This window comes from Bacillus sp. AK25, from assembly GCF_048270685.1.
GTDB classification, from domain to species: domain Bacteria; phylum Bacillota; class Bacilli; order Bacillales; family Bacillaceae; genus Bacillus; species Bacillus altitudinis.
Genome location: NZ_JBLUWC010000001.1, coordinates 3666741 through 3683384, shown reverse-complemented (window position 1 = coordinate 3683384; position 16644 = coordinate 3666741). Strand labels below are relative to the sequence as shown.

Annotated in this window: 14 protein-coding genes; 7 read left to right on the top strand and 7 right to left on the bottom strand. The window is 39.4% G+C overall.

The window, feature by feature from the left end; translation table 11 throughout:
• Positions 1 to 237: 237 nt before the first annotated feature.
• The 7 genes from gyrA to dnaA form a co-directional block, all read right to left on the bottom strand.
• A complete protein-coding gene (gene gyrA / locus ACNO7B_RS18990) occupies positions 238 to 2733 on the bottom strand; it encodes a DNA gyrase subunit A (protein WP_058214360.1) in 2496 nt (831 codons plus the stop codon).
• A 233-nt stretch (positions 2734 to 2966) separates the two neighbouring features.
• Positions 2967 to 4883, bottom strand: a complete 1917-nt coding sequence (gyrB, locus tag ACNO7B_RS18985) for a DNA topoisomerase (ATP-hydrolyzing) subunit B (protein ID WP_026050185.1) — start codon at positions 4881 to 4883, stop codon at positions 2967 to 2969.
• Positions 4884 to 4940: 57 nt separating this feature from the next.
• Positions 4941 to 5186: an extracellular matrix regulator RemB gene (gene remB / locus ACNO7B_RS18980; RefSeq protein ID WP_008360920.1), complete on the bottom strand. Its 246-nt coding sequence runs from the start codon at positions 5184 to 5186 to the stop codon at positions 4941 to 4943.
• Between the two features lie 17 nt (positions 5187 to 5203).
• A complete protein-coding gene (gene recF / locus ACNO7B_RS18975) occupies positions 5204 to 6316 on the bottom strand; it encodes a DNA replication/repair protein RecF (protein ID WP_007497487.1) in 1113 nt (370 codons plus the stop codon).
• A 16-nt stretch (positions 6317 to 6332) separates the two neighbouring features.
• Positions 6333 to 6548, bottom strand: coding sequence for a S4 domain-containing protein YaaA (yaaA, locus tag ACNO7B_RS18970; RefSeq protein ID WP_008347598.1), 216 nt, complete (start codon positions 6546 to 6548; stop codon positions 6333 to 6335).
• A 150-nt stretch (positions 6549 to 6698) separates the two neighbouring features.
• A complete protein-coding gene (gene dnaN / locus ACNO7B_RS18965) occupies positions 6699 to 7835 on the bottom strand; it encodes a DNA polymerase III subunit beta (RefSeq protein ID WP_008347596.1) in 1137 nt (378 codons plus the stop codon).
• A 196-nt stretch (positions 7836 to 8031) separates the two neighbouring features.
• Positions 8032 to 9372 (bottom strand): chromosomal replication initiator protein DnaA, encoded by a 1341-nt coding sequence (gene dnaA / locus ACNO7B_RS18960; RefSeq protein ID WP_008347594.1) that lies wholly within the window; start codon positions 9370 to 9372, stop codon positions 8032 to 8034.
• 620 nt (positions 9373 to 9992) lie between these two features.
• On the opposite strand from dnaA, the gene rpmH reads away from it, so the two are divergent.
• The 7 genes from rpmH to rsmG all read left to right on the top strand — a co-directional run bounded on the left by rpmH (position 9993) and on the right by rsmG (position 16545).
• Positions 9993 to 10127 carry a 50S ribosomal protein L34 gene (rpmH, locus tag ACNO7B_RS18955; RefSeq protein ID WP_008360908.1) on the top strand — a complete coding sequence of 45 codons (135 nt, stop codon included), beginning with the start codon at positions 9993 to 9995 and terminating at the stop codon, positions 10125 to 10127.
• Positions 10128 to 10205: 78 nt separating this feature from the next.
• The gene (gene rnpA / locus ACNO7B_RS18950; protein ID WP_008347592.1) at positions 10206 to 10565 is read left to right on the top strand and encodes a ribonuclease P protein component; all 360 of its coding nucleotides are present in this window, start codon (positions 10206 to 10208) and stop codon (positions 10563 to 10565) included.
• A gap of 158 nt (positions 10566 to 10723) precedes the next feature.
• The gene (gene spoIIIJ / locus ACNO7B_RS18945; RefSeq protein ID WP_087976621.1) at positions 10724 to 11506 is read left to right on the top strand and encodes a YidC family membrane integrase SpoIIIJ; all 783 of its coding nucleotides are present in this window, start codon (positions 10724 to 10726) and stop codon (positions 11504 to 11506) included.
• Entirely contained in the window at positions 11503 to 12126 is a 624-nt protein-coding gene (jag, locus tag ACNO7B_RS18940; protein ID WP_417901842.1) for an RNA-binding cell elongation regulator Jag/EloR, read from the top strand. The genes spoIIIJ and jag overlap by 4 nt, the downstream gene beginning before the upstream one ends.
• A gap of 402 nt (positions 12127 to 12528) precedes the next feature.
• A complete protein-coding gene (gene mnmE, locus ACNO7B_RS18935; RefSeq protein WP_017359868.1) occupies positions 12529 to 13908 on the top strand; it encodes a tRNA uridine-5-carboxymethylaminomethyl(34) synthesis GTPase MnmE in 1380 nt (459 codons plus the stop codon).
• A 17-nt stretch (positions 13909 to 13925) separates the two neighbouring features.
• Complete coding sequence (mnmG, locus tag ACNO7B_RS18930) at positions 13926 to 15812, top strand: tRNA uridine-5-carboxymethylaminomethyl(34) synthesis enzyme MnmG (protein WP_417901841.1); 1887 nt, start codon at positions 13926 to 13928, stop codon at positions 15810 to 15812.
• Between the two features lie 13 nt (positions 15813 to 15825).
• The gene (gene rsmG / locus ACNO7B_RS18925; RefSeq protein WP_417901840.1) at positions 15826 to 16545 is read left to right on the top strand and encodes a 16S rRNA (guanine(527)-N(7))-methyltransferase RsmG; all 720 of its coding nucleotides are present in this window, start codon (positions 15826 to 15828) and stop codon (positions 16543 to 16545) included.
• The last annotated feature ends 99 nt before the right edge of the window (positions 16546 to 16644 follow it).

Sequence of the window (16644 nt, the reverse complement as noted above, 5' to 3'; positions counted from 1 at the left end):
GTCACTCTCTCAAAGCGACCACTTAAATATACCATATATCTCTATCAATAGTCAACATTTTTTTGAAAAACATTTTATTTTTTTAAGAAGTTTTTGTTATGAAAGAGATAAAAAATAGAGCCTCTTTTTGCTCCTTTGAAAGATTAACACATATCTATGAAAAAAGCATTATAAACTTCAAAAAAAATCATGTTTTTTCAAAAAAAAAATAAAGCCGGTGAAAAACCGGCTTTATCTTTACTCAGATTGCTCTTGATCTGACTCTACGTTTTCTTCACTATTCTCTTCATCGTCTTCTGGTGATTGTTCTACTAATGCCACTGTAGCGACATGTTCATCATCACCTAGACGGATCAGGCGGACACCTTGAGTGACTCGGCCTGTTGTGGAAATATCTGAAACGGCCATACGGATGATGACACCACTACCTGTAATAATCATCAAGTCTTCTTCAGCTTCAGCGTTAGTCGCCTTCACTGCAACAAGCGGACCGTTGTTGTCAGTGATCTTGCACGTTTTCAGACCTTTACCACCACGGCTTTGGACACGATATTCTTTTTCAGGCGTTAATTTACCATAACCTTTTTCAGTTACGATCAATACGTTTGCATCTGGCTCAAGGATTTCCATTCCAACGACGATGTCATCCTCAGAAAGTGTGATCCCTTTAACTCCAGCTGCTGTACGTCCCATTTCACGAACATCTGTCTCGTCGAAACGAATGAGCATTCCTTTTTTCGTTCCGATGATAATTTGTTTTTCACCATTGGTTAAACGAACAGCCATCAATTCATCTTCATCACGTAGGCTGAGTGCAATCAAACCGTTGTTACGGATGTTTGCAAATTGAGACAATGACGTTCGTTTCGATACACCGTGTCTTGTTGTAAAGAAGAGATACGAATCTTCATCAAATTCGCTGACTGGAATAATGGCGTTTATCCACTCTCCCTTTTCTACTTCAAGAAGGTTAATAATCGGAATCCCTTTCGCTGTTCGTCCGAATTCAGGGATCTCATAGCCCTTCGCTCGATAAACCTTCCCTTTATTAGAGAAGAAGAGAATCGTATCGTGCGTAGATGTTGAGATCAGCTGTTCAACGAAATCATCTTCGTTGGTTCCCATTCCTTGTACACCTTTACCGCCTCTTTTTTGACTGCGGTATGTTGATGCAGGCAGGCGCTTAATATAACCATTATGAGTCAGTGTGATCACAATATTTTCAACAGGAATCAAATCTTCGTCTTCGATTGTTTCTATACCCGCTGTCACAATTTCTGTGCGGCGCGTATCATTGAAGCGTTCTTTGATTTCTGTTAATTCTTCTCTAATGATTTCTAGAACTTTCTCATTGTCTGCTAGAATGGCTTTCAATTCAGCAATCAATTCAACAAGCCCTTTGTATTCATCTTCTATTTTCTCTCTTTCTAAACCAGTCAAACGCTGGAGTCGCATATCGAGAATGGCCTGTGCTTGTTTTTCAGACAAGCTATAGTTTTCCATCAAACCATTTCTTGCAATTTCAGCAGTTTGAGAGCCTCTAATTAAGGCAATGACCTCATCTAAGTGATCAAGCGCAATTCTTAAGCCTTCTAAAATATGAGCTCTTGCTTCCGCTTTACGCAATTCATACGCCGTTCTTCGACGAATGATCACTTTCTGATGCTCAAGGTAATATTCAAGACATTGTTTGAGAGATAACACTTTCGGCTGTCCATCAACAAGTGCAAGCAAGTTAATACCGAAGGACGTTTGAAGTGTCGTTTGTTTATAAAGATTGTTTAATAGAACATGGACGTTTGCGTCTCTTCGTAGTTCAATGACAATTCTCATTCCATTACGGTCAGATTCATCACGAAGATCTGTAATGCCATCAATCTTTTTATCACGGACAAGATCAGCGATTTTTTCGATCAAACGAGCTTTGTTAACCTGATAAGGAATCTCGTTGATGACAATGCGCTGCTTACCACTAGATGTTTCTTCGATATTTGACTTTGCACGTAATGTAATAGAGCCTCGTCCTGTTTCATACGCTTTACGAATACCACTTCGGCCAATGATTTGTCCCGCAGTTGGGAAGTCTGGACCTGGAATGATGTCCATTAGTTCCTGTGTCGTCATTTCAGGATTTTGACTAATTGCCAATACCCCATCAATCACTTCACCTAGTTGGTGAGGCGGGATATTCGTTGCCATCCCTACAGCGATTCCAGTTGCCCCGTTCACTAATAAGTTCGGGAACCTAGCAGGCATAACGACTGGCTCTCTTTCACTGCCATCGTAGTTATCTTGATAATCAATGGTGTCCTTTGTGATATCACGCAGGATCTCCATCGAAATTTTAGAAAGACGTGCCTCGGTATAACGCATGGCTGCTGCACCGTCTCCATCGACAGAACCAAAGTTCCCGTGCCCTTCAACCAGCATATTACGATAGTTGAAATCTTGCGCCATCCGAACCATCGCTTCATATACAGCGCTATCACCGTGAGGGTGGTACTTACCGATAACTTCCCCAACGATACGTGCAGATTTCTTAAATGGTTTATCACTTGTCATACCTAGGTCATTCATCGCATACAAAATTCTTCGATGCACGGGCTTCAATCCGTCTCGCACATCTGGTAATGCACGCGAAACAATAACACTCATTGCATAATCTAAAAAGGACGTACGCATTTCATGGCTAATATTCACTTCGCGTACATTTGGTGTATGTTGTTCACTCACTATAAGAACCTCCCTTTACGTATCACATGAAATAAATTATGTGGGAGTAAAATATGTATTTATCTTCACAAGACTATTCTCCATTATATCAATAATCTTGCCTTTATACACATTTATTTACTAGAAAATCAACGAAACGCAGAAAACCAGGACATTCGTTTCACGCCCCTGTTTCTTGAAAAACAACCTTATTCCAAACAAGAAATAAGGTTGCTCTCAAGGGGGATACCTATCTAAATATCAAGATTTTTTACGTATTGTGCATTTTCTTCGATAAAGTTACGTCTCGGCTCTACTTTATCTCCCATTAGCATTTCAAAAGTCTCATCAGCATCGATTGCATCCTCAAGTGTAACTTGAAGAAGTGTTCTCGCATCAGGATCCATTGTTGTTTCCCAAAGCTGAGTAGCATTCATCTCTCCAAGACCTTTATAACGCTGAAGTCCAGGTTTCGGTGTTTGAGGCAGTGTTTTTAACAGTTCATCTAGCTGTTTATCGTTATACACGTATTCAACACGCTTTCCTTGCTGTACTTTATATAAAGGCGGCTGTGCAATATACACATAACCGTTTTCAATGATTTCGCGCATGTAGCGATAGAAGAATGTTAGGAGTAGCGTCCGAATATGCGCTCCATCAACATCAGCATCAGTCATGATCACAATTTTGTGATAACGTGCTTTCTCTAAAGTGAAGTCTTCTCCGATTCCAGTCCCTAGCGCTGTAATCATTGAACGAACCTCGTTGTTAGATAAAATTTTATCTAGTCGGGCTTTTTCAACGTTTAGGATCTTCCCTCTTAACGGTAAGATCGCTTGGAAATGTCGATCACGACCTTGCTTAGCAGATCCGCCCGCAGAATCTCCCTCTACGATATAAAGCTCAGAGATGGAAGGATCTTTAGAAGAACAGTCTGCCAGTTTCCCAGGCAAACTAGAGACTTCCAGTGCACTTTTGCGTCTTGTCAGCTCACGTGCCTTTTTGGCAGCCATTCTTGCACGAGCTGCCATCACACCTTTCTCCACAATTTTCTTTGCAGCATCAGGGTTCTCTAAGAGGAATTTCTCAAGTGCTTCGGAGAAGAGGGAGTCGGTAATGGTTCTTGCTTCTGAGTTACCGAGCTTTGTCTTCGTTTGTCCTTCGAATTGAGGGTCTGGATGTTTGATAGAGATAATGGCTGTTAAGCCTTCTCGTACATCTTCTCCGCTCAAATTCGAGTCTCCATCTTTGAATACGCCATTTTTACGAGCATAATCATTGATGACACGCGTCAAACCGGTTTTAAAGCCAGCTTCGTGTGATCCGCCTTCATATGTGTTGATGTTGTTGGCGAAAGAATAAATATTGCTTGTATAGGAATCGTTGTATTGCAGTGCAACTTCAACGGTGATTCCGTCTTTTTCACCCTCGATGTAAACTGGTTCTTCATGAACGACTTCCTTCGAGCGATTCAAATGTTCTACATAGCTCTTAATACCGCCTTCATAGCAGTATTCGTTTCTTCGCTCTTTGCCTTCACGTAAGTCTTCAATGATGATGTTGACGCCTTTTGTTAAGAAAGCTAACTCACGTACACGGTTAGCAAGTGTGTCGTAATCAAATTCAATGGTTTCAGTGAAAATTTCTGGATCTGGCACAAAATGAGTGGTTGTCCCTGTTACATCTGTTTCACCAATGACCTCTAAATCTCCAACTGGAACACCGCGTTTGAATTGTTGATAATGAATTTTTCCATCACGGTATACGGTCACGTCCAAGGTCGTAGATAACGCATTAACAACAGATGCCCCTACACCATGCAGACCGCCAGATACTTTATAACCGCTGCCGTCAAATTTACCACCAGCGTGAAGAACCGTCATAATCACTTCTACAGCAGGACGCCCCATTTTTTCGTGAATCCCAACAGGAATTCCGCGGCCGTTATCTTTCACTGTGATGCTATTATCTTTTTCAATTTGCACTGTAATGTCTGTACAATAACCAGCTAAAGCCTCATCAATACTGTTGTCGACAATTTCCCATACAAGATGGTGAAGTCCTTTTGCACTGGTTGACCCAATGTACATTCCTGGACGTTTTCTAACCGCTTCTAGTCCTTCGAGCACCTGTATCTGATTTTCATCATAACTATTATGTTGCTGTTCCATTGCCACGTACATTCACCTACACTTTTCTTAAACGATATATTTATATGAATTGAGCTTTTAGACTTCAATTTCAATCACAAATGAAGCACGTTTTTTGAGCGTGCTTGAGGAAAGAGGAGAGTAATACACGGATTCAGTTGTGACGACGATGGATTTGGGTGTCCCTTGTGACAACGAAATGATTTGTTCTTCTTGTTTTTGAAGAAATTCCTCTACAACAGAAGATGACCTCATTTTGTAATCAACAATTGCGACAATCTCTCGTGTAGAAACAACACAATCATCACCTAAATGAATATACAAGACTCACACCTCATTTATCAGTCAATTACTTTTCCACTGGCTACTCTGAAAATTTCCGCTTCTTTCAGGGTGGCGTGATCGATGCCTTCAACACTCGTAGTGGTGACAAAGGTCTGTACACGTCCCTGAATGGTATGGAGCAAATGAGACTGTCTGTAATCATCAAGTTCAGATAAAACATCATCGAGTAGAAGAATTGGGTATTCACCGATTTCTTCATGAATCAGATCAATTTCTGCCAGCTTTAGTGAAAGAGCTGTTGTTCTTTGCTGCCCTTGAGAGCCATATGTCTGAACATCCCGACCATTCACAAAGAAAAGAAGATCATCTCTGTGAGGCCCCCATAGCGTCACCCCTCGGTCTATTTCTCTGTCTCTTAGTTTCTGAAACGATTCTTCATAGCTATTTTTTATTTTCGACAAGTCTGACGCTTCTGATACCTCTATGGCCGTCTGGTATTGGAGCGTGAGCGTTTCCAGCTCTCTTGAAATCCCAAAATGCAGCGGCTGCGCCCATTTTTCGAGCTGTTTCGTAAAAGTCAGTCGTCTTTTGACAACCTTCGCTGCCGCATCAATCAACTGCTCTGTTAAAATCTCCAGCATCGCTTGATCCGTTTGCTTTCTTGTTTGCAATTGTTTCAAGTAATGATTTCGCTGAGTGAGGATTTTTTGATAGAGCGATAAATCATGCAAGTAGACAGCAGACACTTGTCCAATCTCCATGTCGAGGAATCTTCTGCGGATTTGCGGGCTACCTTTCACAAGGCTGAGATCCTCTGGTGCAAACATGATGGTGTTCAAGGCACCAACATAATGACTGAGTTTCTGTTGTTCAATGTGATTGACCTTGCCCTTTTTTCCTTTTTTTGAGATCACGAGCTGCATGGGGAGTGGACCATTTTTTTTGATGACTCTACCTTCTATTTTAGCATAGTCTTCGTCCCATCGGATAAGTTCTTTATCATTTGACGTACGATGAGACTTTGCCATCGACAATACATAGATCGCTTCCATCAGGTTCGTTTTACCTTGGGCGTTCTCACCAATCATCACATTCACCTTATTGTCGAATTGAAGCTCGGTGTGTTCATAGTTTCGGTATGAAGTTAACGCCAGACTTTGAATGTACATGTATTGTCACCCGTTTCTAATTCACAACTTGAAATGTGCCGTGACCTTCTATCTCGACAACATCACCTGGGTATAATTTGCGTCCCCGTCTATTATCTGGCTCTTGATTGATGAACACCTCATGTTCACTTAAAAACCACTTCGCCATTCCACCAGATTGAATGACTTCGGCTAATTTCAAAAACTGCCCTAATGTAATCATTTCTGTTTCAATCGTTATCAGATTAGGCATTGTATCGACCTCTTTCAATATCACTAATATCTAATTGTACTAAAAAACAAGACAAGAAGGAAAGGGGGAAAGCGAACTGGGATGAAAGAAAGCTGAGGAAACGAGGAAAAAAGCTGCTGTGCGCTCACACAGCAGCCATTTTAGACTAAATTAATACGTTCTAACTGGAAGAATCAATTGCAAAATGGAATCATCATTTGGCGTGCGTAATAGGAATGGTCTCATTGCGCCAGTGAAACTGACATGAATCTCTGTTCCCTCTAATACTTTTAAAGCATCAAGCATATATTTCGGACTGAAAGAGATTTTGAGATCCTCCCCTTTAATGTCATCTGCTTGCACCGTTTCAACTACTTTACCGATTTCAGGCGAATTAGAAGAGATTTCAAGGCTTTGCGCAGGATCAGCAGAAAGCTTCACAACGTTGTTACGCCCTTCTCTTGCTAAAAGTGACGCGCGATCAATCGCTTGAAGGAATTCTTTCGTATTCACCACTACATCCGTTTTACTTTCTTGCGGAATGAGGCGAGCTGTATCTGGGTAATTACCATCCAGCAATCTTGAGAAGAACAGCACGTTCTGTGCTTTAAAGAGAACCTGTGTCTCCGTAATGACGATGCTCACAAGATCTTGTCCATCATCAAGAATTTTACTTAGCTCTGTTAAACTCTTTCCAGGAATGACCACATTGTACGAGCTTTCCTCGTTAATATCCAACTTCGCTTTTCTTAAAGCAAGACGATGACTATCCGTTGCTGTGCATATTAATTCACCTTTTTCAACCTTCCAGTTTACACCTGTCAAGATAGGTCGTGTTTCTGAGGTGGACACCGCGAAAACCGTTTGACGGATAAGGTTTTTAAGCAAATCTGTTGGAATTTGAAAAGCATGATGCTCTTCAATTTGTGGCAGATGCGGATATTCTTCAGCATCTAAGCCGTTTAAATTAAATTCTGCTGAACCAGAGCGGATGATGGTCAGATGATTTTGTTCTACCTCAATTTCGACAGTAGACATAGGCAGTTTCTTAACGATTTCGCTAAAGAAGCGGGCTTGCAGCACAATACTTCCTGGTCGATCAATTGTAATGACTTCTAAATCTCCATCTCTTTGAGGAATAAAAGATTCGATTGAGATATCAGAATCGCTCCCTGTGAGAGAAACCCCTTCGTCAGATGCAACAATTTTAATCCCTGTCAAAATAGGAATCGTTGTTCTAGAGGATACGGCCTTTAATACATCTTGGACACTTTCAACAAGACGATCTTTTTGAATCGTGAATTTCATAGTGGTCCTCCTAATTTTTCTTAATGACATGTATATATATTTATTTAATAAAAATCGTAGAAGTACTAGTAGGGCTTGTGAATATGTGGATAAGTCAGTAGAAAGAAAGGAAAGACAGCCTATCCACATGTGGACAGACTGTGTATGACTATGCTCTAGTTATTCACATTTTCCCGTACTTATCTTATCAGCTTGATTATTTTAGTTGTTCTTTGATCTCTTTGACATGCTGCTGAAGCTGTTCATCTTCAACGATTAATTTTGAAATTTTCTCATGAGCATGAATGACGGTCGTATGATCTCGTCCGCCAAATTCTTCTCCGATTTTAGGTAGAGAGGAATCTGTCATTTCTCTAGAGAGATACATCGCAATTTGTCTTGGATAAGCAACTGATTTCGTACGTTTCTTCGCTTTGAAATCTTCTAATCGAATATTAAATTGCTGCCCTACAATTCTTTGAATATCTTTAATTGTAATCACCTTAGGTTTCGATGAAGGAATGATGTCCTTTAGGGCTTCAGCTGCTAGATCAGCATTGATGTCTTTATTGATTAAAGAAGAGTAAGCAACAACACGAATCAAAGCACCTTCCAGTTCCCGAATGTTGCTGTCGATTTGATTGGCAATATAAAGCATGACTTCATTCGGAATGTCTAAACCTTCTGCTTTTGCTTTTTTACGTAAGATCGCAATACGCGTTTCTAGATCGGGCGGGGTAATGTCTGTAATTAAGCCCCATTCGAATCGAGAGCGTAATCTGTCTTCAAGTGTCGGAATTTCCTTTGGCGGCCGGTCACTAGAAATGACGATTTGCTTACTTTCTTCGTGAAGTGTGTTGAATGTATGGAAAAACTCTTCTTGTGTTTGTTCTTTTCCTGCTAAAAATTGAATATCATCTATCAAAAGCACATCTACATTCCGATAGCGATTACGGAAATCGACTGCTTTGTTGTCTCGGATTGAGTTGATAAATTCATTTGTAAATTTTTCAGATGATAGATAGACCACTTTGGCTGATGGATTATGGTCGATGACGTAATGACCGATCGCATGCATTAAGTGAGTCTTTCCTAAACCAACGCCCCCATAAATAAAAAGCGGGTTATATGCTTTTGCTGGTGCTTCTGCGACTGCAAGTGAAGCGGCATGAGCAAAACGGTTGCCTGAACCAATAACAAAAGTATCAAATGTATATTTTGGATTCAGCATATTTTGTGGAATTTCAACGGGTTCTTCTTTCGACATTTTTTTGATTGGAGATTTTGGCATGGCTTCCTCTTCGTCCTGATTTTGAGGAATGATAAATTTGATGCTGAGCTCTTCGCCTGTCAGTTCATAGATGGTATCTGCAATTAAGTGAAGGTATCTTGACTCGAGCCAGTCTCTTGCAAATTCATTAGGTGCAGTAATAGTCAGCGTATCTCCTTGAAGAGAATGGGCTTTAGTGGACTTCATCCATGTTTCAAAACTAGGTTTGCTCAATTTTGTCTCTATTTTTTGAAGTGCTTTATTCCACAGATCCAAAATATTTTCCATAAGGCTTCTCCCCCCTCCTTTTCTTTTTAAAATGACCAGTATCAAACTGTTATAGAACACGAAAAAGAGCAAATGGTCATTACCATTCGTGCACATACTTTGTTGAAAACAATTAATATAGTAGAAAAACGTCTTTTCGACAAATTACACAGGTTGTGGATAAACAATTCAACAAGCTGTGTAATAACTTTCCACAGGTTATCCACAAATTGTGGATAAGATAAATAGGCCAGATAAGTAATTAAGAGTTAAAACACAAATATAATATCAAAATAAACAAGATGGTGCAATGGGTGTCACAAACTTATCCACACACTTTACATCCTGTTGAAAAATAATTATCCACATAGGTTATTTGTGTGAAAAAAATGTCGATAATGGATGTGGATAGTCAAAATATGCCGGAAAAATATCCACAACCTTGTTTTGAAGGTTTTTTTGAAGGAAAAAAAGAATAAAATGCTGGAAACTAAAAAAGAAGGTTTCTTCACTTGATAACTTGTGTTATGCTTATAAGGTTGATAATAAGAGTTTTATCATTGATATTGACAATCGATGGGTTACACAAATATAATGAGTTAGACTGTCTTAAACAGCTATTCCTCAGGGAGGTGTCATAAATGAAAAGAACGTTTCAACCAAATAACCGTAAGCGTAGTAAAGTTCATGGCTTCCGCAGCCGTATGAGTTCTAAAAACGGACGTCTAGTTTTAAAGCGACGCCGCAGCAAAGGTAGAAAAAAATTATCAGCTTAGGCCACTGAATAATGTCAGTGGTCTTTTTTACATAAAATCGTAAATGAACTGTCAGTTTTTATCGGAGTGGAAGAAAACATGAAGAAGCGAAACAGGCTAAAAAAAAATGAAGAGTTTCAAACAGTTTTCAAAAAAGGTCAATCAATGGCTAATCGCCAATTCGTCATTTATCAGCTGGACCAACCAAATCAAGAAGAACTGCGTTTAGGATTGTCTGTCAGTAAGAAGATAGGTAATGCAGTGATAAGAAACCGGATTAAACGATTGATCCGTCAGGTGTTCTTAGAGGAAGGTCATAAGCTAAAGCAAGAAAAAGACTACATTGTTATCGCACGAAAACCAGCAAGCGAATTGACCTTTGAAGAAACAAAGAAGTCTCTCCAGCATTTATTTAGAAAATCCGCTGTTTATCAACAACAACCGAAAAAGTCTTCGTAATAGAAACTTTCGTTGAATCAATTTTTAAAAGCGCTTCCTTCATCTAGTGAATTAAAATGAAACCACCACTTTGTAATGAAAAAATGTTACCATACTGATTAGGTGAGTCACTTTCGTAATCAATTCCAACTTAAATAAAGTTTGAAGTAATGGGAGGAATCTTGTTGAAAAGGCGATTATTACTAATATTTAGCTTGATTGGCGTGTTGGTTCTATTGGCAGGATGTACACAAATCAATGAACCAATCACATCAGATAGTAAGGGATTCTGGAATTCTTACATTGTATACCCGCTATCTCAATTAATCACTTACATGGCAAACTTAACTGGTGAAAACTATGGTGTAGCGATTATTATCGTAACTCTTTTAATTCGTTTGCTTATTTTACCATTAATGATTAAACAATTAAGAAGTACAAAAGCAATGCAAGCACTTCAGCCAGAACTAAAGAAGCTTCGTGAAAAATATAGTTCAAAAGATCAAAAAACACAGCAGCAGCTTCAACAGGAAACAATGGCTCTTTTCCAAAAGAATGGTGTAAATCCATTAGCAGGGTGTTTCCCAATCTTAATTCAAATGCCAATCTTAATTGGTTTTTATCATGCGATCATGAGAACAGCTGAAATCAAGAAACATACTTTCTTATGGTTTGACTTAGGCAGTCCAGATCCATTATTCCTGTTACCGATTATTGCAGGTGTAGCTACTTTTATTCAGCAGAAGCTAATGATGGCTGGAAATCCTTCCGACAACCCTCAAATGGCGATTATGCTTTGGGTGATGCCAATTATGATCGTTGTATTTGCAATCAGTTTCCCAGCGGCACTTTCACTGTACTGGGTTGTAGGTAACATTTTCATGATCATTCAAACGTTGGTCATTAAAACACCTCAAGTAAAAGTTGATACAAAAGAAAAAGCTGGCGGGAACAAAAAATGAAGGAAATAACTGCTGTCGGTCGCACAGTCGAAGAAGCAGTAGATTCCGGACTGAAACAAATTCAACTACTACAAGAAGAAGTAGATATCACAATAGTAGATGAAGGAAACAAAGGGTTTTTAGGATTATTTGGTAAAAGACGAGCTGTTGTCAAGTTAGTAGAAAAGCGAGATGCGCTCAAATTAGCAACACAGTATTTAGATAAAATTGTTAAATCAATTGATCCTAAAGCAAACATTGTTTCGAAAAAAGAAACGAAAAAGATCTCTTTTCACATTAATGGAGACAAAACTTCATTAATGATTGGAAAAAGAGGACAAACACTGTACTCTTTAGAAACCTTGGTGCAGTTAGTGTTTAATCGTTATTCTGATCAGTATCATCATATTACAATTGATATTGGAGATTATAGGAAGAAACGACAAGAAGCACTTGAACAATATGCAATCAAAACGGCAAACCGTGTTTTAAAAACGAAGAGAAAGGTTCATTTAGAACCGATGCCTTCGAATGAACGAAAAGTCGTTCATGATACGATTGCAGCATTTTCTAAAGAACTTGCCACGGCATCCGAAGATACAGGCAGCAAGCGTCATGTTGTTGTGATGTATAAAAAATAGCAGAAAGGCTAAGATTCAGCAAAGCTGGATTTTAGTCTTTTTTTATTGAAAAATTACCTTTTAATAGTAGATTCCTCCTTTATTTCTAAAAAGTTAGTGTGTTATTTAGATCGAAAACGTCATTTTCCCTTAGTTGCAAAGGGAGAAGGACGTTTTAATTTATTGGATTTAGGTGTAAGATGTGAAGACAAGTTTAGAACGTCGTTATTCACATGTGGATAAGTTAAGTGTTAAAATAGACAGGGTGCAAAACTGTGGATAATTAAATGTGGGCTACTTTCGCTTCGCATGCATTTGTGGTATCTTTAAATTTTGGATTAAGCGTTTTTGATATAGAGATGGACAACGTCCATTTAATAGATATAAGACTGTCTATTGAATAGAGAAAGAGGTGAATGAGCGGTGGATACAATTGCAGCAATTTCTACACCAATGGGTGAAGGGGCAATTGCCATTATACGTTTAAGCGGGCCTGATGCAGTTCAGATTGCTGATCGCATGTATAAGGGGCCTAAGGAGAAAAAACTTGTATCAGTGGATTCTCATACCATTCATTATGGTCATATTGTAGATTCAAGTACCGAGCAAGTGATAGAAGAGGTCATGGTGTCTGTATTAAGAGCACCAAAAACATTTACGAGAGAAGACGTTATTGAGATCAACTGCCATGGCGGAATTGTCACGGTCAATAAAGTCTTGCAGCTTGCTTTAAAAGAAGGAGCGAGATTAGCGGAGCCAGGTGAGTTTACAAAACGTGCTTTCCTAAATGGAAGAATCGACTTGTCACAAGCAGAAGCCGTAATGGACTTGATTCGTGCAAAGACTGACCGTGCGATGAATGTCGCAATGACTCAAATGGAGGGACGTCTCTCCGGTTTGATTAAACGTCTTCGTGGTGAGATATTGGAGACACTTGCCCATGTAGAAGTGAATATTGATTATCCAGAGTATGACGATGTGGAAGAAATGACACATCGAGTCTTAGTTGAAAAGGCGACATCTGTGAAAAAGGAAATTGAATCGCTTCTAACGACTTCACAGCAGGGGAAAATCCTACGTGAGGGTTTATCTACTGTTATTATTGGAAGGCCGAATGTTGGGAAGTCTTCCTTATTAAATAGTCTTGTTCAGGAAACAAAGGCGATTGTGACCGATATTCCTGGAACAACCAGAGATGTCATCGAGGAATATGTGAATGTAAGAGGTGTGCCGCTCCGTTTAGTAGATACTGCAGGTATACGTGAGACTGAAGACATTGTTGAGCGTATTGGGGTCGAACGATCAAGACAGGTCTTAAAAGAAGCTGACCTGATTTTACTTGTGCTCAATTATAGTGAAGAGTTATCTGAGGAAGATATTAAGCTATTTGAGGCTGTCTCGGGTATGGATATTATTGTGATTGTCAATAAGACTGATCTTGAGCCTAAACTTGATGTAGAAAAAGTAAAAGAGTTAGCGAAAGATCGTCCAGTCGTGACAACATCTTTATTACAAGAAAAAGGGATTGATGAGCTTGAAATGGCCATTCAATCTTTATTCTTCACTGGCTCAATTGAAAGTGGAGATTTAACGTATGTAAGCAATACTAGGCATATTGCGCTCCTTCAAGAAGCAAAACAATCGATTGAGGATGCTCTAGAAGGAATTGAAATGGATGTACCGATCGACATTGTTCAAATAGATTTAACACGCTGTTGGGAGCAGCTAGGTGAAATTATTGGGGATGCTGTTCATGAAAGCTTAATTGATCAGTTATTCTCTCAATTCTGTTTAGGAAAGTAAAGGGAGGAACAAAAGAAATGGGTTATGAAGCTGGCCAATATGATGTAATCGTCGTCGGTGCCGGTCATGCTGGTGTTGAGGCTGCTCTTGCTTCTGCAAGACAGGGCGCCAAAACACTTGTATTGACCATCAATCTCGATATGGTTGCTTTTATGCCATGTAATCCGTCCGTAGGAGGTCCCGCTAAAGGGATTGTCGTCAGAGAAATTGATGCGCTAGGCGGAGAAATGGCACGAAATATAGATAAGACACATATTCAAATGCGTATGCTGAATACTGGGAAAGGACCTGCTGTCCGTGCGTTAAGAGCGCAAGCAGATAAGTTTCAATATCAGCACGAAATGAAAAAAACAATGGAAAATGAACCAAACCTAACAATGCTGCAAGGGATGGTAGACCATTTAATTGTAGAAGATGATGAATGTAAAGGTGTTGTGACTCAAACAGGTGCAAATTATCGCGCGAAGTCTGTTGTTCTAACGACTGGTACTTTCTTGAAAGGCCGCATTATTTTAGGGGATCTTTCTTATTCAAGCGGTCCTAATAATCAGCAGCCTTCCATTAAATTATCGGATCATCTAGCAGAATTAGGATTCGATTTGGTTCGCTTTAAAACTGGGACACCACCTCGAGTAAACAGCCACTCGATTGATTATAGTAAGACAGAAATTCAACCAGGTGATGATGTACCACGTGCGTTTTCTTATGAAACTGTGGAATATATTACAGATCAATTACCATGCTGGTTAACATACACAAGTTTAGAGACTCATCAAATTATTGATGAGAATCTTCACCGTTCTCCTATGTATTCAGGTATGATTAAAGGAACAGGTCCTAGATACTGCCCGTCTATTGAGGATAAGGTGGTTCGTTTTAATGATAAACCGAGACATCAAATTTTCTTAGAGCCAGAAGGCCGTAATACGCAAGAAGTGTATGTTCAAGGTTTATCTACAAGTCTGCCAGAGGATGTACAGCAGCGAATGCTGTCAACCATTCCAGGGCTTGAAAATGTACAAATGATGCGAGCGGGTTATGCCATTGAGTATGATGCGATTGTGCCTACACAATTGTGGCCGACACTTGAGACGAAGAAAATTTCTGGATTATATACAGCTGGCCAAATTAATGGTACCTCTGGTTATGAGGAAGCTGCAGGTCAAGGAATTATGGCAGGTATCAATGCAGGAAGAAAAGCATTGGGTAAAGAAGAAGTCATTTTAAGCCGATCTGATGCATATATCGGTGTTCTCATTGATGATCTTGTCACGAAGGGTACAAATGAACCTTACCGTCTTTTAACTTCTCGTGCAGAGTACCGCTTACTTCTGCGTCATGACAATGCTGATTTAAGATTAACGGAACTTGGATATAACATTGGTTTAATTTCTGAAGAGAGATTCCAAGCATTCACACAGAAAAAAGAGGCTATTGAAGCAGAGAAAAAACGTTTATATTCTGTCATTATTAAACCTACAGGAGAGACACAGGAATATATTCGTTCACTTGGTGGAAGTGAATTGAAGGACGGTATTCGCGCTAGTGATCTGATGAAACGTCCAGAGATGAACTATGAATCTGTTGTGAAACTAGCACCTGCTGACACACCGCTTCCTGCTGATGTGTGTGAACAGGTAGAGATTCAAATTAAATATGAAGGTTATATTGAAAAATCGCTCCAACAAGTTGAAAAGCTGAAAAAGATGGAAAACAAAAAGATTCCGGATCGAATCGATTATGATGCCATCAAAGGGATTGCAACTGAAGCGAAGCAAAAGCTAAAAGAAGTCCGACCGCTTTCTGTTGCACAGGCTTCTCGTATTTCAGGCGTTAACCCTGCTGATATTTCTATCCTTTTAGTGTATTTGGAGCAGGGACGTATTGCGAAGATAGCAGAGTAGAAAGGATGTCGGCATGAACATTGAACAATTTTCAGCAGCACTAGAGGAGAAAGGGATCACTCTTTCTCCAGTGCAGCTTGAACAATTTGAAACTTACTTCCATATGCTTGTAGAATGGAACGAGAAGATGAATTTAACGTCCATTACAGAAAAGGAAGAAGTATATTTAAAGCATTTTTATGACTCGATATCAGCAGCATTTTTTATTGATTTTCACAAAGTGACAACAATTTGTGATATTGGAGCTGGTGCTGGTTTTCCAAGCATTCCTCTTAAAATTTGTTTCCCTCATCTACATGTGACCATTGTTGATTCTCTCCAGAAACGCATTACGTTTCTCAATGAGTTAGCAAAAGGGTTAAACTTACAAGATACTACTTTTTATCATGATCGTGCGGAGACCTTTGGACAACGTAAAGATCAACGTGAAAGCTATGACCTTGTCACCGCTAGAGCAGTTGCGCGCTTATCTGTCTTAAGCGAACTATGCCTGCCTCTTGTGAAAAAGGAAGGTGTGTTTGTTGCATTAAAAGCATCTGCTGCAGATGAAGAGATGCAAGCAGGAAAAAAAGCCGTCACTGTCCTCGGAGGAGAGGTTGTTGAAAAGCATTCCTTTGTTCTTCCTTTAGAAGAAAGCGAACGGAACATCATTGTCATTGAAAAGAAAAAACAAACACCAAAAAAATATCCTAGAAAACCAGGAACACCTAATAAATCACCAATAGAGGGTTGATCATGTAAAAGGTCGGTTTTTCTTCAATATTTATGATTTTACAGAAGGAAAAAACATGAGAAAATAGAATTATAAAAAGGTAGTTTTTAAAGGTGGTGT